This is a genomic window from Candidatus Merdisoma sp. JLR.KK006 (genome assembly GCF_036941035.1).
Taxonomy (GTDB): Bacteria; Bacillota; Clostridia; order Lachnospirales; family Lachnospiraceae; genus Laedolimicola.
This window is the reverse complement of the sequence record NZ_JAYMNS010000002.1, coordinates 163,501-183,367: the sequence shown is the minus strand read 5'-3', so window position 1 is coordinate 183,367 and position 19,867 is coordinate 163,501. Positions and strand designations below refer to the sequence as shown.

Sequence of the window (19,867 nt, the reverse complement as noted above, 5' to 3'; positions counted from 1 at the left end):
AATCTCCACGCCAATTACTTTGCTGATTGGCGTGGAGATCGCAGAGTAATACGGCTTATATATGGAAACAACTGTCTCTTTCCATGATGTGACACGGGAATTCCACACGCAGCTTTTCCGCATGTCCGTGCAGAATCCGATCATGCAGTATCTGTACGGCCATATGAGCCATAGTCTCTCTGGGGATATGAACGGTTGTAAGCAGCGGCTTCGTCATCTGGGCTTCATCCGTGTCATCAATAGCAATGACTGAGATTTTCCTGTTTCGCTGCTTCTTATGGACGTGCAGTGCTTCCAAGGCTCCCACGGCAGTGATATCATTTGCGCATAAGACAGCGGTTAGCTCCGTATCTTCAAGGAGCCGTTCCATAGCCTGAAACCCTTCTTCCTTTGACTGATCCGTAGGGATAATGCAGGAGTAATCAATGGGGAGATGATGGTTGATCATGGTCTCACAGTATCCTATATAACGGCTCTCATAAGAGCAGTCTCCGATATATCCGATTTTTCGATGACCCTTTTGGATTAGATAGGTGACGGCGGCTTGGGCGGCTTTTTGACCATCGCATACGATTTCATCGATTTCAAAATTCATCGGATTTCTCCAGATTCCAACTAAATTTTGCGTAAGATTTGAAAGGGTGTGTATTATTTTTGAGGAACATCGCCCAAGAATGACGGCGCCGTCACAGGTAAGAGATTTTTGGCGGACAACATCGTTCTGGGTAATGATGCATTCGGTAGTGAATCCTTTCTTAAATGTTTCAATCTCAAGATTGCGGTAAAGATCTCTGAAAAAGGGGTCCTGTTCCAAGGTTTTTACTCTTGCCAGAACAATTAGTATATGCAGCTTTTTTTCCTGGCCAGACTGGCCGGACTTCAGGTTTCGGGCGGAAACATTTGGCACGTAATTAATTTCGTGAGCCGCTTTCCAGATTTTTGCTTTTAATTCCTCCGATGCACAGGTGGCATAATTATTGTTTAAAACTCTTGAAACGGTGGAGGTGGAAGTGCCGGCCATTTCGGCAATCTTTTTTAAGGACATGATTTACTCCTTTGTTTACACAAACGTTTGTGAAATGAGAGGTTGAAAGGGAGCGGATTTTGTGCTAACATCTTTATGTGAAATATATTATATCTTATTTTTAAGGATTTTCAATAGCTTTATTCCTGCGGGCAACGAGCCAAGCGGACATGCTAGCATGTCCATTTGGCGACTGCCGCAAGGGTCAAATACCCCGCAGCTTGCTGCGGGGTATTTGACTTAGACAAACGTTTGTGTAAATTGAAAATATCTGCAATATATTTCAGAAAGATTTGTTATAGCGAGGAGTGATTGAAGCATGAAAGAAAGAACTATGAAAAAAAGGACCGCAGCAGGGGCGCTGATTATAGCAATGGTGTTTTTGGCCCTGTTGGCCGGATGCGGGAAGAGCTCCAAGACGGGTGACAACAAGGGCATGGAGCTTTTGAATGTTTCTTATGATCCCACCAGAGAATTTTATGCAAAGTATAATGAACTGTTTTCGGAATATTGGAAAGATAAGACGGGCGAGGAGATAACGGTAACGCAGTCTCATGGCGGCTCCGGCTCCCAGGCACGTTCCGTAATTGAGGGAAATGAGGCGGATGTGGTGACCCTGGCCCTGGCCCATGACGTTACGGCTATTGAAGAGGCTGGGCTTATTGAAAAGGGCTGGATTGAAGAGTTTGACGGCAACAGTGCGCCCTATACATCCACCATTGTATTTCTGGTTCGGAAAGGGAATGAAAAGGGGATTCAGGATTGGGACGATCTGGTGAAGGACGGCGTTGAGGTAATCACCCCCAATCCCAAAACATCAGGCGGTGCCTGCTGGAATTTCCTTGCGGCCTGGGCTTATGAGCAGAAGCAGAACGGCGGGGACGAGGAAGCTGCCAAAGCCTTTTTGAATAAATTGTATGAAAATGTACTGGTTCTGGATTCCGGCGCCAGAGGAGCCACCAATACCTTTGTGGAAAACGGGCAGGGGGATGTGCTGATTGCATGGGAAAATGAGGCATACCTCTCTATGGAGCAGTATCCAGGAGAGTATGAGATTGTAGCGCCCAGCATCAGTATTCTGGCGGAGCCGTCCGTGGCGGTGGTAGACAGCAATGCAAAGGATCATGGGACAGAGGAACTTTCTAAAGCTTATCTGGAATATCTGTATAGCGCTGATGCCCAGCGACTGGCAGGGGAGAATTATTACCGGCCCTCCGATCAAGAGATTCTTAAGGAGTTTTCTGACCAGTTTAATCTTGATATGGATTTGGTTACTATTGATGATTTTGGCGGATGGAATGCGGCATATGATACATATTTTAACGATGGTGCGGTGTTTGACCAGATTTATGGAAGTTAGGAAAGGGCCCGTTGCTTTATGGAACAGCAGATTGTAAAAGTAAAGAATAAAAAGGGAGTTCGAGTGATTCCGGGCTTTGGACTTTCTTTGGGAGTGACACTTACCATGCTGAGCTGTCTGGTGCTGATCCCTTTGGCATCCATTTTTTTAAGTGCCGGTCAGCTTGGATTTCGGGAGTTCCTTGCGGTGGTTACTGCCCGCCAGATTGTCTCCGGTTATATAGTCAGTCTCTCCTGTGCTTTTTTTGCTGCGGTGGTCAATGGGGTGTTTGGGCTGATTCTTGCATGGGTGCTGGTGCGGTATGATTTTCCGGGGAAACGGCTTATGGACGGACTGATCGAGCTGCCCTTTGCTCTTCCTACGGCAGTGGCGGGAATTTCCCTTACGTTTCTTTACTCGGATAAGGGATGGGTCGGAGCGCTGTTTGATAAGGCGGGAATCCGAATTGCATATACCCGTATTGGGATTACCATAGCCATGGTATTTGTAGGAATTCCTTTTGTGGTCAGGTCCGTGCAGCCGGTACTGGAGAAGCTGGATCGGCAGTATGAGGAAGCGGCCATGACCCTTGGGGCAGGCAGAACGTATACCTTTTTTCGGGTGATTCTGCCGGAGCTTTTTCCGGCATTGTTGGCCGGGTTTGGGCTTGCGTTTGCAAGGGGAATTGGAGAATATGGAAGCGTTGTATTTATTGCCGGCAATATTCCCTATAAGACGCAGATTGCGCCCCTTTTGATTATGACGAAGCTGGAGCAGTATAAGTATGCGGATGCCACGGCCATTGCCCTGGTGCTGCTTCTGCTTTCGTTTGTGCTGATGTTTTTGATTAATTCCGCACAGATTTATATGCAGAGGTTCAGCAAATCATAGCAGATTTCATACCCGTGAGTTGTAAGGGATATTACGGAACTGGAATAGTCCAGCTAAAAAATGTCAAGTGTTTTTAAGAAATATTTTATGCTGGACGGTAAAGTCGCAAAGGCACACGAGAGGAACTTTCATGAGTGTCCTTTCGAATGAAAGTTTCTCTCATTACAGGTGTGCCGAAGTGACTTTACCCTTTCGTACCGTTGTGTAGCAACTTAAAACAGCAATGTCCCGAGTGGACCAGAAGGATTTGCAGACGCATGCTTTAAGCGGCTGGAAATCCTTCTAAGAAGGCGGGCCGGGAGAGGACATTGCGGAACTTAAAATAGGAGGATTGTGATGTCAAAAAAGGCGGAGAGAACCTATGAGCAGGATGTGGTGGGGGATGATATTAATTCCATACGGAAAGTAATAGAGCCGCCCCGGAGGGATTCGGATCAGGCCGTAAAGTATATATTGATAGGTATAAGCGTTATGTTCCTGTTTTTCATGTTGGTTCTGCCGCTCTTAGTGGTAGCCGCCAACGCTCTGCGGGATGGATGGAATGCATACAGGGAAGCGGTTTTCGATGAATATACCGTGAAGGCGCTTAAGCTGACCTTGCTGGCAACCTTGTGTGCCGTTGCGGTAAATACCGTATTTGGAATTTTTGCTTCTTATCTCTTATCGAAATATTATTTTAAGGGCAGGCAGCTACTGGCAACCTTGATTGATATTCCCTTTTCTATTTCTCCGGTTATTGCGGGCCTTCTGTTTATTCTGACCTTTGGAAATGTGGGATGGATGGGAAGCTTTTTAAAGGCAAATGATATTAAGATTGTATTTGCCGTGCCTGGCGTGATCCTGGCTACTGTCTTTGTGACCCTTCCCTTTGTGTTCCGGGAACTGTTTCCGGTGATGAATGCCCAGGGAAAGGATGAGGAGGAAGCGGCGGCGCTTATGGGAGCAGGCGGCTTTACGATTTTTCGGCGGATTACGTTTCCTCATATTAAATGGGCGCTGCTGTATGGTGTGATTTTGTGTACGGCCCGGGCTATGGGAGAGTTTGGAGCCGTTTCAGTCATATCGGGGCATTTGAGAGGAAAAACCAATACGCTTCCTCTTCATGTGGAGATTCTTTATAATGAATTCAATACTACGGCGGCTTTTGCGGTTTCTTCTATATTAGTGATTCTGGCGGTGCTGATCCTGATAGCAAGAAATCTTGTGGAGTGGAAGAGAAAGTAAGCGGACTATGGAGCTTTATAATGGAGAGTATTTGTTATGTATGTGGAAATGAGGCATGTGAATAAAACCTTTGACGGCTTTCACGCATCCAGAGATGTGTCCTTTGGAATAGAGAAAGGGCATATGGCGGCGCTTTTAGGACCCAGCGGAAGCGGGAAAACTACGATCTTAAGAATGATTGCCGGATTGGATCGGCCGGATTCCGGGGATATTCTGATCAATGGAGTTCGGGTGAATGATTTGCAGGGAAGCAAACGGGGAATTGGCTTTGTCTTTCAGAATTACGCACTGTTTCGCTATATGACTGTGGCAGATAACATTGCTTTCGGACTGCAGGTTCAGAAAAAAGGCAAGGCAGAGATAAAAGAACGGGTGGAGGAGCTTTTGGAATTGATTTCCATGCAGGATTTTGGAAAGCGCTATCCTCATCAGCTATCCGGCGGACAGCGCCAGCGTGTGGCATTTGCCCGGGCGTTGGCTCCGAAGCCACAGCTTCTTCTGCTGGACGAACCCTTTGCGGCGATTGATGCCAAGGTGCGGGGGGAGCTGCGTACCTGGCTTCGGAATATGATTGGCAGAGTGGGCATTACCAGTATATTTGTCACCCATGATCAGGAGGAAGCGATGGAGGTGGCCAATGCGATTCTGATTATCAATGAGGGAAGCATCGAGCAAATCGGCACGCCGGAGGAGATCTGCCGCCATCCTAAGACGGAGTTTGTGGCTGACTTTATTGATGCGAAGCGGTTTGAGGCACTTATGGCTCTCAGGGGATAGCGGGATGTTACGGAACTTTAAATAAAATCAGCAGAATCCGTACAGTGCACAAAAGGATTTACGGGCACATGTTCTTGTGACCGGAAATTCTTTTAGATGATAGTGTGCTGTTCGGATTCTGCGGAACTGGAAACAGTAACATCTGTTACAGTGCCAGAAGGATTTACGGACACATGTCTTTGTGGCCGGAAATTCTTCTAGATAAGCGGTACTGTAACAGATGTTACGGAACTTTAAATAGGAGGATTTTGAGATAATATGGAATGGATGAAGGAGCTTGAGACTGCAAAGGAGGCGGCTGTTCGGGCGGGAAAAGCAATTATGGAGATTTATAATGCTGCCGATCCAATTAAAGTAGAGTATAAAGGGGATCATTCGCCCCTGACAGAGGCAGATAAAGCGGCCAATCAGATTATTGTGGAGGCCCTTAGAAGCGGCTTTCCCCAATATGCGGTTTTGTCGGAGGAAGAGAAGGATAATAAGTCAAGACTGGAGAATGCATACTGCTTTGTGGTAGATCCCTTGGATGGGACCAAGGAATTTTTGAAGAGAAACGGGCAGTTTACGGTGAACATTGCCCTGGCATATGAGCATGAATCGGTTATGGGCGTTATCTATGTGCCGGTGACGGGAGATCTGTATTATGCGGCGAAAGGATATGGAGCCTATAAAAAGGATTCGGAAGGCAGGGCTGAAAAGCTGTCGGTGTCAGACAATGTGGATACGGCCTCTCTTCGTGTGGTGGCCAGCAATTCCCATGAGTGTGCGCAGATGAGTGAGCTAATAGAGAAATATCAGTTTAAGAATCTGGTGAAGATGGGAAGTTCTCTGAAAGGATGCCTGATTGCGGAGAATAAGGCGGATGTGTATTACCGGTTTAATCCGACTATGGAATGGGATACTGCGGCCATGCAGTGCATTGCGGAGGAAGCCGGGGCTATTTTTAGGCAGATGGATGGCTCTGTTATGACTTATAACAGGGAGGATAGTTTGAATTCAAAAGGGTTTTATGTGATTAATCGGGTGGAGAATTTGTTGGTTTAGCTTGGCCCGGTTAAAAGGAAAATCATTGAATCGGCAGCCCGAAGTTGTTATACTATAAACAGCCGGGGCTGCCTTTTTGAATATGGGCATAGATGAATGGAATAGGAATTTAAACTAAGAAGAGGATAAAGAAATGAACCTAAGAGAATTTACGGAAATCGTAGACAGCAAAGCAAAAGAAATGAGTAAGGAAAACCTTCAAATGGCGTTTCACAGCCTTGCACGCAAGGTTCCGGAAAAACAGCGTGCAGAATTTATAAAAATAATGGAGGGAGCAGCGAAGAATAAGACAGCAACGGGAAAGGAAGGTACTCTTGAAGCCATAGTAAAGAAGCAGGACGAAGAAGAGATACAAAAGGAATATGCCCGGCTGAAGGAACAATTTGAGAAAATTGAAGAAGAAGAGCTTTATTTTTATGCTGAGGGGTATGAAGATTATTCTTCCGGATATTGGGATGCAGACTGGGTATATGAATATGAAGATCCGCAAGGCATTGGACGTATCTATGAGGAGGCTGCGATGCTGCTGCAGCGAAGTGTAAATGACAAATGTTATGGGGTAGCTGTGGATCTATTTGAGCTGCTCATTGGAACAGAAGTATCTGTGCAGGATCAGGGGGACTGTTTCACACTGGAACTGAAAGAAATGGTAGATGAGCATTTGACTTCTGTGGATTGTGAACTTTTGGCACAATATGTGTTATATGCTGTATATCAGATGAATACGGCAGAGAAACGGCCAAAAGTTTTGTATCAATATTGTACACAGCCGCTTTTTCGAAATATACAATTGGAAAAAGTACTGTCATTAGGCGGCGAAGAATTAGAAGAACTTCCGCAATTCTGGGATGCATGGATCGACCTCTTGAACAATGAGGAAGGAGATACGGCAGGGAGGCTTTTGAGGGAAGCAGTTCTGTATCAGAAAAATGAGACGGAGATGATAGAAGCAGCTCGCAAAGCAGCACAAAAACATCCATCTCTTTACCTTGCAGTGTTGGAGTATCTGGAGGACAGACATAAGAGTGACAGGCAGCTTACAGTTGGAAAAGAAGCTGTAGAGACCATTGATAAGAACCTTAAGGTGCGCAGTGAGATTGCACTGAAAACGGCAGAAGCAGCCTTGGAGACAGGTGAAGAAAATGCGGCAGAGATATACCGGATGGAGGCATTCGTATCTAACAGTACACCATTAAATTATCTGAGAGTGGCGGCAGAAAGTTCTGAACCGAACTTATACAAGGAGCGGGCGTCAGAGATCATTAATTCACTGGCTTCTTCCGAAGGAATGGACAGATATGGGAATACTGTAAATAAGGAACGAGAGTATAACAGTTTATCAGAAAATGACAGAAAAATTATGGGTTTTTTGACAGGTGATTTTGCAGCATCTATGGAAGAATGCATAAAGATAAAGAAAGGACTTGGATGGTCAGGAAGATTCATTAAAACAGGGATTCCTCTGTTCCTTTTGCTGCTGTTAAACTCGGATCAGCTTCAGGCAGGCTGCCGGGAAATGGCTAGGCAGGCATCCGTTTCTTTGAGATTTCAAAGGGAAGAATATGTAAAAGGCACAGCATCTTATCGGATGGAAATAAAAGATTCCGGAAAGAGTAAAGGCGAGACAGATGCTTTTTGGGAATGTTTTCAGCACTGGAAAGAGGTATATGCGCAAGAAGTAACAAAGGAACAGACCGGAGATTATCTGGCGGCTTTAGAAAAAATGATTGATAAACGTGTGCATGGAATTGTATCGGGTCAGCACCGTAATCATTATGAAAGTGTGGCAGCTTTGGCAGCAGCTCTTGGGGAAGTGAAGGAATCAAGAGGAGAAGCGGGAGCAAAGGAAATACAGCTTCAAAAATACCGGGAAGAATTCCCCAGACATTCAGCCCTGCATGGAGAGCTGAGAAGCTATGGGATGACAGATATGCGGAAAAAGAAAAGGCTTTGATTTGATAACAAAGTTAACTTTTTTTCTCCATCTATATTGACGAATCTTTGTATCTATGATAAAATAGAACATAAGTTCGAAAAAGGAGGAGATATATGGACAAACTCAAAGGGAGTATGGAAGCGCTCAGCTCCATGCAGGTTACGGCAGATATGGAGGGCCTGGATGCACAGAGCAAGGCTGTTCTGCATAGCAAAGAGGTGCTGGCAGTAATTTTGCAAGAGGTCATAGAAGAGTACAAAGGATATAGTCGGAAAGAAATTATGAGTTTTATAGATTCAGATTCTATGAGCGATTTAAAAGAAGTTTCTGCCGGAAGAAGCAATACACAGGTTCAGGGTGATAATGCAGAGTTTGTTCAGTTGAATGAGAAGGTTTCACGATTTGATTTGGTGTTTCGAGCAAAGAATCCTTTGCTTTCTAAAGAGGATGTGCAGATCAGCCTGCATGTGGATATAGAGTCACAGAAGACCTATCGGCCAGGTTATCCTCTTGAAAAGCGTGGAATTTATTATTTGGCAAGACAACTATCATTGCAATTGTCTCTGGCTGCAGAGAATACGGATTACGGAGCTCTGGAGAAGTGTTATGGTATTTGGATCTGTCGGGATGATATTCCAAAAGAAGCTCAATATAGTATATCAGTATATGAAGTGGCTAATACAAAGAATACCAGAATACATACTGTGGAAAAAGAGAATTATGATTTGATGACACTGGTTGTTATTAAGCTTGGTTCGAAGATATATGATGGAATAGAGGAAGATGATGGATATGAGCTTCTGCGCTTTCTGAATGCGCTTATGTATCCGCACAAGGATGACTTTATGGATACAATTTCGGAGTATATTGATTTTTCTGAGAATGAAGAATTGTGGAAGGAGGTAACACATATGGGAGGGCTGGGCCAGAGTATATTGGAAGAGGGAATGGAACAGGGAATAGAACAAGGGATAGAACAAGGAATAGAACAAGGAATAGAACAAGGAATAGAACAAGGAATAGAACAAGGAATACAAGCATTGATTCAGGACAATTTAGAGGAACAGATCACAAGAGAAAGAATCCTTATAAAGCTTCAAAAGCATTTCGGCCTGACAGAAGAAAAGTCTGTGCAGTATTATGAAAAGTTTGCTGCTTCTTATGATGGGAACCTGTAATGTTATGCATATTAAAAAATGATAAAGAATTAAAGAAAAGACTGGTACAGCCAATAATTAATATTTGCTGTACTAGTCTTTTTTTAAGTTTGTCCTCATATACTTTCCTAAGAGGTGAGACAATGAAAGACAGGAACAAAATCATATGCTTTTTTTCCGGGCATATCCGGGAAATTTTGGAGCAGGCCAGGTTGGATTTTGAAAAACTGCAGGAAATCCGGCTCCGGGCGGAGAAGCCTTTTTTGATTCGTCTGGATGGTGAAGAATACTTTTTGTCCGAACATGGGAAAGTTTTGAAAGAACCGGGGAATGCCTGGGCAGTGACACAAAAGGAAATTCGGGAAACGATGGAGCTTGTGGGAAAATACTCCCTCTATGCCTATGAAGATGAATTGAAACAAGGTTATCTGACGCTTCAGGGGGGACATCGGCTGGGGATATCCGGAAAAGCCGTTCTGGAGGGGGACAAGGTGAAAAGCATTCGTTATATCTCATGTCTCAATCTCCGTTTGTCCCATCAGATTATCGGCTGTGGGGACAAGGTGTTGCCCTGCCTTTATGATAAGGCAGGACTTAAGCATACATTGATTATTTCACCTCCTCGATGCGGAAAAACCACACTGCTTCGGGATCTGATCCGGCAAATATCCAATGGAAGCAGGGAACTGCCGGGACAGACAGTGGGGGTGGTGGATGAGCGTTCTGAGATCTGCGGCTGCTGCCAGGGGATTCCGGCGAATGATATAGGCATCCGTACAGATGTAATGGATGCCTGTCCGAAAGCGGAGGGAATGATGATGATGATTCGTTCCATGGCCCCGGAGGTGTTGGCAGTGGACGAGATTGGCGGCGAGAAGGATATAAGCGCTTTGGAGACGGCTTTGTTTTGCGGCTGTCGTCTTCTTGCCACGGTTCACGGCAGTTCCTTGGAGGATATTCGTTCCAAACCTCTTCTTCGGCGGCTGGTGGAGGAACAAATATTTGAGCGCTATGTGGTTTTATACAATTTGCCCGCTCCAAAGGAGCATGAATTACGGGATGCCCATGGGGCGGATAATCGGATACGAACAGGCATGATTCGGCACATTCTGGATGAAAGGGGGATGAGCTTATGCTAAAGGGGATTGGCGCATTGCTGATTCTGGCTTCCGCTGCAGGAATCGGTGCCAGCTTCAGCAGCGATTTAAAGGGACGCTGCATGGAGCTTCGGTTATTGAAACAGATGATTTATATGTTAAGGGGAGAGATTAAATATACAAAGACACCTTTGCCGGAGGCATTTTCCAGTATTGCGGTTCGCATGAAAGAGCCTTTCGGCAGCTTTTTGGAACAGACGGCAGAGCAGATGGGGAGCATGGAGGGGCAAAGCTTTGGGGAACTGTGGCAGAAGCAGATTAAGCGTTGGCTTTCCGATACTCATTTGAAAAAGGGGGACAAGGAGCAGCTTGGAAGCTTAGGAGAGGTTCTGGGATATCTGGACCTGGAAATGCAGCTTTCCTCCATTGATCTTTATCTGGATCAGCTTGAACTTTGCATTCGGGAGGCTCAGGAAGCGGCACAGACAAAACGGAAATTATACCAGAGCTTAGGAGTGGCCGGAGGCATTTTCCTGGTCATTCTGCTGGTGTAAATGGAGGAACTTATGAGCGTTAATCTCATATTTAAAATTGCGGCGGTTGGAATCCTGGTCTCTGTGCTGAGCCAGATTCTAAAGCACAGCGGACGGGAGGAGCAGGCATTTTTGACCAGCCTTGCGGGCCTGGTATTGGTGCTGTTCTGGATTCTTCCCTACATTTTTGATTTGTTTGATACCATGCAGCGCCTTTTTGCGTTGTAGATATTACGGAACTAAAAACAGTAATATCACTTACAGTGCCAGAAGGATTTGCGGACGCATGTTTTTGCGGCCGGAAATTCTTCTAGATGAGTGGTGCTGTAAGTGATATTACGGAACTAAAATAGAGGTGATATTATGCTTCAGGCAGCCATGATTGGAATTGCCGGCGTTTTGCTGGCGCTTCAGATAAAAGCGGTAAAACCGGAATTTTCCGTCTATCTGAGCATTGCTACCAGCGTATTTCTGCTGCTTTTAGCAGTTCAGAAGCTGGAGATTGTGGTAGAGAGCGTAAAGCTGATTCAAAGCTCCATTTCCATCCAAAGCTCTTACATACAAGCGCTGCTTAAAATCATAGGCATTACCTATATATCGGAATTTGCCGCAGACATCTGCCGGGATGCAGGGTATGGGGCTATTGCCGGACAGATTGGAGTATTCAGCAAGCTTTCGATCCTAGCTGTCAGTATGCCTATCATCACGGCTCTCTTAGATACCATTCATGGATTTTTGGGAACATAAAGATGGAAAAGAAATGGAAAAATATACCGCATTTTAGATTTTGCGCTCTCCTGTCGGGCATCCTGTTTTTGGGCTTTCTCATACCGCTTAATGTCCGGGCCGAAGACTTTTCTATGATAGATGAGTTAGATTTTAACGAAATAGAAGAATCGGTGGATGAGATTTTGGGAGGGGAATTCCAGTTTAAGAATACGGTGCTGGAGCTTTTGCAGGGAGGACGATCCCTGACTTTGGAGAACTTCGTGACGGCCGTAGTGGAACAGATGGGAGATAATTGGCAGACAGAAAAGCATTTGCTGCTTTCTATTTTGCTCCTTGCAATTGCAGCGGCTCTCATGTCTAATTTTTCTAATATTTTCCAGAACCAGCAGATTGCGGAGGTAAGCTTTGAGATTACTTATCTATTGCTGTTTTTGATATTATTGCAGATTTTTTCCGGGGCAATGGAGATTGCCGGGGAAGTGCTCCTGGGGATTCAGAATTTTATGAATGTGCTGGTTCCGGCTTTTTGCCTTGCGGTGACGATGGCATCCGGAAGTACCACGGCTCTGGTATTTTATGAATTTTTCCTGGGGCTTATTTATTTCATTCAGAGACTGATTCAAAACGGGCTGATGGCTTTGATTCAGATCCATGTGATCCTCGTCTTTGTAAACCATCTGACGAAGGATGAGTATCTGTCCCAGATGAAAGAAATGACATCAAAGGTCACAGTATGGCTGCTGAAATCCATGCTTGCAGTGGTGATTGGCTTTAATACGATACAGGGAATTTTGAATCCGGCAGTAGATTCTTTGAAAACTACCTTATTCAGCCGGGCGGCGGAGATGATTCCGGGAATCGGCAATATCGCCGGTTCCGTAACGGACGTGGTGCTGGGATCTTCCGTTCTTATAAAAAATGGCATCGGCGTTGCGGCTCTGGTAGTACTTGTGCTTATCTGCCTGATGCCTTTGGCAAAGCTTGGGATGCTGGTACTGATTCTGGAACTGGCGGCTGCGCTCATTCAGCCGGTATCGGATAAACGGATGATCGGCTGTGTGTCCGGAGTGGGAGAGGGAATCCGCCTGCTGTTTCGGGTAGTATTTACTACGGTAGTTTTGTTTATGCTGACCATTGCAGTTGTGACTGTGTCAGTAAGGGGATGAAAAGGAGGGCTGGAATATAAAAAATTTATTATTTGGCTGGATACAGGATATTGCGTTTTATACTCTTTTGATGGTGGTAGTGCTTCATGTGCTGCCGGAGAAAAACCAGCGGAAATATTTACAATTTTTTATGGGAATTGTTTTGATGATCCTTGTAATGTCCCCCCTGCTGTCAGCCTTGGGATTAGATCGGCAGTTGGATAAGACCTATGCCAGACAGACCTATGACAGGGAGCTTCAGGAATTTTTAGAAAGGCAGGAGGCTGTTGAGGAAGAGTATCAGCGGTACATGGAGGAGAAGCTTTATGAAGCCCGGGATGAGGCGGAAAGCTTAAAGGAAGAACAGAGGGAACAGGAGGGGCAGGAGGAAAGATTGGTCCCTCAGGGAGGAGACGAGAGTGGAATTCCTGAAATCCATATTGAAATCGGAAAACCGGAAGAGGATTAAAAAGCCAAAAAAGGATCAACTGGTGATTCTCCTGCTCTTTGGCGTTCTTTTGCTGGTGATTGCCATTCCTGTGGAACCTAAGAAAGAGAAGCAGGGAGAAAAAGAAACGGCCCAGGAGGGAGAGGGCGCTTTAGAGGGAACGAAAGAGACGTTTTCGTCCGATTCTTATGAACGGCAGCAGGAGCAGCGCTTAAAGGAAGTTTTAGAGAAAGTGGAGGGGGTAGGCAGGGTAGATGTGATGATTACCCTGCGTGCTTCCGCCCAGAAAGTGGTGGAGAAAGATGCACCCTCCAGAAGTCAGAGAGTAGAAGAGACGGACTCTCAGGGAGGAAGCCGGACGACAGAGGAAAATGAGAAAGAAGAGGCCACTGTTTATGAGGAAGGGGAAGACGGAATAAGAACGCCTTATGTGATTCAGGAATTGGAGCCTGCAGTGGAGGGGGTCATCGTGATTGCCGAGGGCGGCGGAAATCCAACGGTAAAACAGAATATTCTGGAGGCCATTCAGGCATTATTTCCTGTGGAGGCACATAAAATAAAAATAATGAAGATGGAGGGTTCAAAGTGAAGAACATATTCAAGAAAAACCAGATGATCATTACCGCACTTGCTATTATGATTGCGGTAGCAGGGTACTTAAACTATTCCGGAAGCAAGCTTGACTCTGCCAGCATTACGGCAGGATCGGGGGCAGCCACAAAAGAGGATGACGATAACATTGCAGCAGATATTTCCGCAGAGGATCTGTATGCCGAGACCGGGCTTGAGGAACTGCAGTTTGCGGACGGCGATATTGCAAGCCTGGATCAGGATGCATCGGATCTGGATACGGCTGAACTGGGAGAAGATGAGAATCCAGGAGAGGCCGTACTGGCAAGCTCCACATCGGGGGTAGGCTTTTCTGCTGAGGCGAAGGTGACGAGAGAGCAGCTTCGTTCTAAGAATAAGGAGATTCTTCTGGAGGTTATCAACAATGCGAATATTTCCGATGCCCAGAAGCAGGAGGCTATTGACAGCATGATAGCCCTGACAGACGTTGCGGAGCGGGAATCTGCCGCAGAGATACTGCTTCAGGCCAAAGGCTTTGAGGATGCTGTGGTAAGCATCACGGACGGGCAGGTGGATGTGGTTGTGAATATGGCGGAGGTAGACGACGCAGGCCGGGCGCAGATCGAGGATATTGTGAAGCGCAAGACCGGAATCTCCGGAGAAAATATTGTAATTACGCCTATGGCAGAAGCGGAGTAAAAAGGACGGCGGTGTGGATTCTTAAAAGGGGAATCTTACACCGCCGGAATTTTATGAGGAGGGCAATGAGCTATAGGGGTAAATTTTAAAGAATTGGAACCTGGCAGGATATTGCCGGGTTTTTGTTTTTAGGGGGGTGTGACAGAAAACTGCATACGGGAATATTTGACGAATGAGGAAAAGTCCGCTATGATAATAGATAGCTTTTTTGATTGTCTGTGGAGAGGCATGGGCAATTGAATGCTTATATGAAGTATGCTTTGAGCAGTCTTAAAAAGCATTGGAAGAGATTTGGGAAAAGAAAAAAGAACAGGAGTACAAACTATGGCAGGTTCAATATTTGGAAAACATTTTTGTATTTCAACCTGGGGAGAGTCCCACGGAAAGGCAATCGGCGTGGTGGTAGACGGATGCCCCGCAGGTCTTGCCATCACAGAAGAGGATATTCAGCAATATCTGAACCGCAGAAAACCGGGGCAGTCCCGATATACCACCAGCCGCACTGAGGCGGATCAGGTGGAAATTCTTTCAGGAGTTTTCGAGGGAATGACCACAGGAACCCCCATTTCCCTGATGGTAAGAAATACCTCCCAGCGTTCCGGAGATTACAGTGAGATAGCTTCCTGCTATCGTCCGGGACATGCGGATTATACCTTTGATGAGAAATACGGCTTTCGGGACTATCGGGGCGGCGGCCGTTCCTCCGGCAGGGAGACCATTGGACGGGTAGCAGCAGGGGCGATTGCGGCAAAGCTTCTTAAGGAATTGGGAATTCATCTATGCGCCTATGCCAGCGCCATTGGCCCGGTGGAAATCGACAGGGAGCGGTTTTCGGAGGAAGTCATCTGGGAAAATGCATTTTTTATGCCAGATGCCCGGGCGGCAGAGCAGGCGGCGGCTTATCTTCATGAGTGTATGAAAGAACAGGATTCTTCCGGCGGTATCATTGAGTGTGTAGTCAGGGGGCTTCCGGCAGGCTTAGGCGAGCCTTGCTTTGACAAGCTGGATGCCAATCTTGCAAAGGCCATACTTTCCATTGGTGCGGTGAAAGGCTTTGAGATAGGAGACGGTTTTGGAGCAGCCAAGGCGAAAGGAAGCAAAAACAACGATGCCTTTGTGTGCCGGGAACAGAAGGTTTCCAAGAAGACCAACCATGCAGGCGGCACCTTAGGAGGGATCAGCGACGGAAGCCATCTGGTGTTCCGGGCGGCCATTAAGCCTACGCCATCCATCAGTGCACTTCAGCATACGGTGAATAAAAAAGGGGAAAACATTGAGGTCAGCATCCGGGGACGCCACGATCCGGTGATTGTACCAAGAGCAGTGGTTGTGGTAGAATCCATGGCAGCCCTCGTTCTGGCAGACGCCCTGCTGGAGGGGATGGGGGCGAAAATGGAGTATTTGCAGAAGATTTGGGAACGGTAAAGTTGCAAAGGCACACGAGAGGAACTTTCATGAGTACCCTTTCGAATGAAAGTTTCTCTCATTACGGGTGTGTCGAAGCGACTTTATCCTTTCGTGCTATCACGCAGTGATTTTGAACAGTAATATCCTGTCTATGCACAAATCAATTTACAGACGCATGTATCTGCGGCTGGGAATTGATTTATATGAGGGTGTATGGACAGGATATTACGGAACTGGACTAAGAGGAAAAGATGAAATATGTAATTGCAGGCTCCGGCACCGTAGGAGGAAGCTGTCTTTGTATGTGTAAAGGGATATTCTCTGGGGGAGGCCATGGAGCTTGGACTGCAGGAGGACATTGCAGAGGCCAACCTGAAGGTTCTGGCAGACTTAAGTCCCGCAGGAACCTCCATGCAGCGGGATATTGCCAAAGGCGGGGCTTCGGAGATTGAGGGATTGGTCTATGGCGTGGAGAAAATGGTTTCTGCCTATGGTGTGGACATGCCTGTATATAAGAGGATAATTGATGAATTGAAAGCAAGAGGGCTGAAATAAATGTATCGAATACTGAAAAAGGATGGAAATGCAAAGCGCGGGGAGCTGACTACCGTTCATGGGTCAGTGCAGACACCGGTATTTATGAATGTAGGTACGGCGGCCGCCATTAAGGGGGCGGTTGCAACATCGGATTTGGAGGGGATTGGCACCCAGATTGAGCTGTCCAATACCTATCATCTTCATGTGCGTCCGGGGGATGAGATTGTAAAAAAACTTGGAGGTTTACATAAATTCATGTCCTGGGACAAGCCTGTTCTTACGGATTCCGGCGGGTTTCAGGTGTTTTCCCTTGCCTCGCTGCGGAAGATTAAGGAGGAAGGTGTATATTTTCACTCTCATGTAGACGGGCGGAAGATTTTTATGGGGCCGGAGGAGAGTATGCGGATTCAGTCCAACCTGGCTTCCACCATTGCCATGGCCTTTGACGAGTGTGCGCCGGCATTAGCGGAACGGGATTATGTGGAGCGATCCGTGGCCCGGACAACCCGGTGGCTTGGGAGGTGTAAGGCGGAAATGAAGCGGCTGAATAGTCTTCCCGATACCATCAACCGGGAACAGCTTCTTTTTGGTATCAATCAGGGAGCTATTTTTGCAGATATCCGCATAGAGCATGCCAAGGAGATTGCGGAGATGGAGCTGGACGGCTACGCCATCGGCGGCCTGGCCGTGGGTGAGACCCATGAGGAGATGTATCATATTATTGAAGAGACAGTGCCGTATCTTCCGGAGAATAAGCCCACCTACCTGATGGGAGTGGGAACTCCGGCCAATATTCTGGAAGCTGTGGAACGGGGGGTGGATTTCTTTGACTGTGTATACCCCAGCCGGAATGGCCGTCATGGACATCTCTACACCAACTATGGAAAGATCAATCTTTTTAATGCAAAATATGAGCTGGATGACAGACCTATTGAGGAGGGCTGCCAGTGTCCGGCCTGCCGACGCTACAGCAGGGCGTACATCCGCCACCTTTTGAAAGCAAAAGAGATGCTGGGAATGCGTCTCTGTGTGCTTCATAACCTGTATTTCTACAATACCATGATGACGGAGATCCGTACGGCCATTGAGGAAGAGCGCTATGGGGCATATAAGAAAGAGAAGCTGGAGCGGATGAGCGGAATGACCTAAACAAAACCAATACCAGATAACATCTATGGTGCAGATTTAAAAATAAAATATTTACTGCTTGTCATATAGTTTTAAATACTATATAATAAGTTGTGAGGTGATTGGTATGACAATGGATGTACAAAATATTTTAAAAGACATTTTAGATAATCTGGATCGGATGGATCATATCCGTCCGGAGGATGTACCGGGAATTGATCTGTATATGGATCAGGTTACAACATTTATGGATCGGCAGCTTCAAGCATCCAAGCGCTACGAGGATGACAAGATCCTGACAAAAACCATGATCAACAACTATGCCAAGAACAACCTGCTTCCTCCGCCGGAGAAGAAAAAATATTCCAAGGAGCACCTGCTTCTATTGATTTTTATTTATTATTTTAAAAATATTTTGTCCATCAGTGATATTCACAGTCTGTTTGCTCCGCTGACAGAGAAGTACTTTCACACAGGCCATGCCATTCAGCTGGAGCAGATTTATGATGAGGTATTCAGCCTGGAGAAAGCACAGATTGAGACATTGAAGGAGGATCTTCGTTCAAAATATCAGATTGCAGGAGAAACCTTCAAAGATGCTTCCAGTGAGGACAAGGATTTTCTGGAACTCTTTTCCTTTATCTGTATGCTGAGTTTGGATGTATACATGAAAAAGCATGTCATTGAGAAGCTGATCGATCAGCTTCCGGAACCGGAAAAGAAAGGCAAGAAAAAAGGAGCCGAGTCTCAATAAAATACTGGCTTCTGCAGCGAGTGATACCATAAAGCCAGAATACTTGTCAGATAATGGAACAGCAAAAATAAGAGGCAGTTTGGAGATAATCATTTTGATTACTTCCAAACTGCCTCTTTGATGTACTTTTAAAGTTCTTGTGTCTCCAGATATTCCATGTACTTGGCGACCATAAGGGCAATCTGGAATACCAGAGCATTCTCGAAAATCCGGATATCCAGCCCGGTTGTCTTCTCCAGTTTTTCTAAGCGGTATACCAGGGTATTGCGGTGTACAAATAACTGGCGGGCTGTTTCCGAAACATTCAGGTTATTTTCAAAAAACTTCTCAATGGTAGTCAGAGTTTCTTCGTCAAAGGTATTGGGCAGATTTTCCCCTAAAACCTCTACCATAAACATCCTGCACAGGGACAGAGGAAGCTGGTAAATCAACCGTCCAAGTCCTAAGGTATGGTAGGCAACCACTGTCTTTTCCGGATAGAAGATTTCACCTACATCCATAGCCATCCGTGCTTCTTTGTAAGATTTGGAGACATCCTTAAGCTGACTCACAATTGTTCCATAGGACACACGCACAGTGCTCAGCATATCCACTAACAGGCGTGCAGTTTTTTCCAGTTCCTCATAGCCGTCCTGATCACTCAGCTCCTTTACTACTACAATATTTTTCTCATCTACAGCCGTGATAACATCCTGAGAATCTGGTGCAAATGCGCTGCGTACAGATTCCATGGTGATAATATCCTCATCCGTGTTTGTCTCTACCAGATACACGACCCGCAGGGTATCCTGATTGATATGCAGTTTTTTAGCCTGATTGCTGATGTCCACCAGAAGCAGGTTATCAAGAAGCAGATTCTGGATAAAATTATTGCGGTCAAAACGCTGCTTATAAGCCACGATCAGTCCCTCAATCTGCTTCACAGTCACCTTGCCGATCATATAGGCATCATCGCCGGTCCCTTTTGTCAAAAGAACATAGCTTAATTGTCCTTCATCATAAATCTTAAAGAAGTGATATCCCTGAAAGCTCTGGCTTTCCGCCGGGGAAGCAGCAAATACATCAAGGATTTCTTTGGAAATCTCTGACGGCTCGAAGGTAGATGCCGCCAGACTGCCGCTTATATCCAAAACGCATAAGTCAATTCTTGTAATTCCCCGTAAGTCGTCAATGGTTGTCTGAATAATCTGATTGGAAATCATAGGTCTGTCCCCCTGAATCTAGTAAGATTTTTGCAAAGCTTTTGCCAGTATGCACAAAGAATTGGCCTTTTACGGGATATATTATAAGATTTTTTGGATAAAAAGTAAAGATGACCGCTCAATATTCTTGGATTTTTTACGAATTGCCGGGATTTAAATCCTGACAGGCAGTAAAGTTTTACTTTTTTTGCTGTAATATAATTGACAAATACTGGAAAATAGATTA

20 protein-coding genes and 1 pseudogene are annotated in these 19,867 nt (G+C 45.8%); 19 read left to right on the top strand and 2 right to left on the bottom strand.

What is annotated here, in order from left to right:
- Positions 1-55: 55 nt before the first annotated feature.
- Positions 56-1,045, bottom strand: a complete 990-nt coding sequence (locus tag VSQ61_RS02505; RefSeq protein ID WP_334342850.1) for a LacI family DNA-binding transcriptional regulator — start codon at positions 1,043-1,045, stop codon at positions 56-58.
- 298 nt (positions 1,046-1,343) lie between these two features.
- Between VSQ61_RS02505 and VSQ61_RS02500 the strand changes: the two genes are divergently transcribed.
- The 19 genes and pseudogenes from VSQ61_RS02500 (at position 1,344) to VSQ61_RS02410 (ending at position 18,439) form a co-directional block, all read left to right on the top strand.
- Positions 1,344-2,384, top strand: a complete 1,041-nt coding sequence (locus tag VSQ61_RS02500; protein ID WP_334342849.1) for a sulfate ABC transporter substrate-binding protein — start codon at positions 1,344-1,346, stop codon at positions 2,382-2,384.
- 18 nt (positions 2,385-2,402) lie between these two features.
- Positions 2,403-3,254: a sulfate ABC transporter permease subunit CysT gene (gene cysT / locus VSQ61_RS02495; RefSeq protein WP_334342848.1), complete on the top strand. Its 852-nt coding sequence runs from the start codon at positions 2,403-2,405 to the stop codon at positions 3,252-3,254.
- A gap of 336 nt (positions 3,255-3,590) precedes the next feature.
- On the top strand, positions 3,591-4,478 hold the full coding sequence (gene cysW, locus VSQ61_RS02490) for a sulfate ABC transporter permease subunit CysW (protein ID WP_334342847.1): 888 nt from the start codon (positions 3,591-3,593) through the stop codon (positions 4,476-4,478).
- Between the two features lie 36 nt (positions 4,479-4,514).
- Positions 4,515-5,213 (top strand): annotated as a pseudogene (locus VSQ61_RS02485) (sulfate/molybdate ABC transporter ATP-binding protein); the annotation flags it as partial.
- 300 nt (positions 5,214-5,513) lie between these two features.
- Positions 5,514-6,299 (top strand): 3'(2'),5'-bisphosphate nucleotidase CysQ, encoded by a 786-nt coding sequence (gene cysQ / locus VSQ61_RS02480; RefSeq protein ID WP_334342846.1) that lies wholly within the window; start codon positions 5,514-5,516, stop codon positions 6,297-6,299.
- A 133-nt stretch (positions 6,300-6,432) separates the two neighbouring features.
- Positions 6,433-8,253: a hypothetical protein gene (locus VSQ61_RS02475; protein WP_334342845.1), complete on the top strand. Its 1,821-nt coding sequence runs from the start codon at positions 6,433-6,435 to the stop codon at positions 8,251-8,253.
- Between the two features lie 95 nt (positions 8,254-8,348).
- Positions 8,349-9,413, top strand: a complete 1,065-nt coding sequence (locus VSQ61_RS02470; protein ID WP_334342844.1) for a hypothetical protein — start codon at positions 8,349-8,351, stop codon at positions 9,411-9,413.
- 122 nt (positions 9,414-9,535) lie between these two features.
- Positions 9,536-10,531, top strand: a complete 996-nt coding sequence (spoIIIAA, locus tag VSQ61_RS02465) for a stage III sporulation protein AA (protein ID WP_334342843.1) — start codon at positions 9,536-9,538, stop codon at positions 10,529-10,531.
- Complete coding sequence (locus VSQ61_RS02460; RefSeq protein WP_334342842.1) at positions 10,525-11,043, top strand: stage III sporulation protein AB; 519 nt, start codon at positions 10,525-10,527, stop codon at positions 11,041-11,043. The genes spoIIIAA and VSQ61_RS02460 overlap by 7 nt, the downstream gene beginning before the upstream one ends.
- 12 nt (positions 11,044-11,055) lie before the next feature.
- Positions 11,056-11,250 (top strand): stage III sporulation protein AC, encoded by a 195-nt coding sequence (gene spoIIIAC / locus VSQ61_RS02455; RefSeq protein ID WP_160564500.1) that lies wholly within the window; start codon positions 11,056-11,058, stop codon positions 11,248-11,250.
- Between the two features lie 135 nt (positions 11,251-11,385).
- Positions 11,386-11,769: a SpoIIIAC/SpoIIIAD family protein gene (locus tag VSQ61_RS02450; protein WP_334342841.1), complete on the top strand. Its 384-nt coding sequence runs from the start codon at positions 11,386-11,388 to the stop codon at positions 11,767-11,769.
- Between the two features lie 113 nt (positions 11,770-11,882).
- The gene (locus tag VSQ61_RS02445) at positions 11,883-12,917 is read left to right on the top strand and encodes a stage III sporulation protein AE (protein WP_334342840.1); all 1,035 of its coding nucleotides are present in this window, start codon (positions 11,883-11,885) and stop codon (positions 12,915-12,917) included.
- Positions 12,918-12,987: 70 nt separating this feature from the next.
- Entirely contained in the window at positions 12,988-13,365 is a 378-nt protein-coding gene (locus tag VSQ61_RS02440; RefSeq protein WP_334342984.1) for a stage III sporulation protein AF, read from the top strand.
- Complete coding sequence (gene spoIIIAG / locus VSQ61_RS02435; RefSeq protein WP_334342839.1) at positions 13,316-13,933, top strand: stage III sporulation protein AG; 618 nt, start codon at positions 13,316-13,318, stop codon at positions 13,931-13,933. Before VSQ61_RS02440 ends, spoIIIAG begins: the two co-directional genes overlap by 50 nt.
- On the top strand, positions 13,930-14,613 hold the full coding sequence (locus tag VSQ61_RS02430) for a SpoIIIAH-like family protein (RefSeq protein ID WP_334342838.1): 684 nt from the start codon (positions 13,930-13,932) through the stop codon (positions 14,611-14,613). Before spoIIIAG ends, VSQ61_RS02430 begins: the two co-directional genes overlap by 4 nt.
- Positions 14,614-14,937: 324 nt before the next feature.
- The gene (gene aroC, locus VSQ61_RS02425; RefSeq protein ID WP_334342837.1) at positions 14,938-16,038 is read left to right on the top strand and encodes a chorismate synthase; all 1,101 of its coding nucleotides are present in this window, start codon (positions 14,938-14,940) and stop codon (positions 16,036-16,038) included.
- A 315-nt stretch (positions 16,039-16,353) separates the two neighbouring features.
- Positions 16,354-16,575: a ketopantoate reductase C-terminal domain-containing protein gene (locus tag VSQ61_RS02420; protein WP_334342836.1), complete on the top strand. Its 222-nt coding sequence runs from the start codon at positions 16,354-16,356 to the stop codon at positions 16,573-16,575.
- Positions 16,576-17,706 (top strand): tRNA guanosine(34) transglycosylase Tgt, encoded by a 1,131-nt coding sequence (gene tgt / locus VSQ61_RS02415; RefSeq protein WP_334342835.1) that lies wholly within the window; start codon positions 16,576-16,578, stop codon positions 17,704-17,706.
- Between the two features lie 106 nt (positions 17,707-17,812).
- Positions 17,813-18,439 (top strand): DUF1836 domain-containing protein, encoded by a 627-nt coding sequence (locus VSQ61_RS02410; RefSeq protein WP_334342834.1) that lies wholly within the window; start codon positions 17,813-17,815, stop codon positions 18,437-18,439.
- Between the two features lie 128 nt (positions 18,440-18,567).
- Here VSQ61_RS02410 and VSQ61_RS02405 read toward each other — a convergent pair whose 3' ends face one another.
- Complete coding sequence (locus VSQ61_RS02405) at positions 18,568-19,641, bottom strand: PucR family transcriptional regulator (RefSeq protein ID WP_334342833.1); 1,074 nt, start codon at positions 19,639-19,641, stop codon at positions 18,568-18,570.
- Positions 19,642-19,867: the final 226 nt, after the last annotated feature.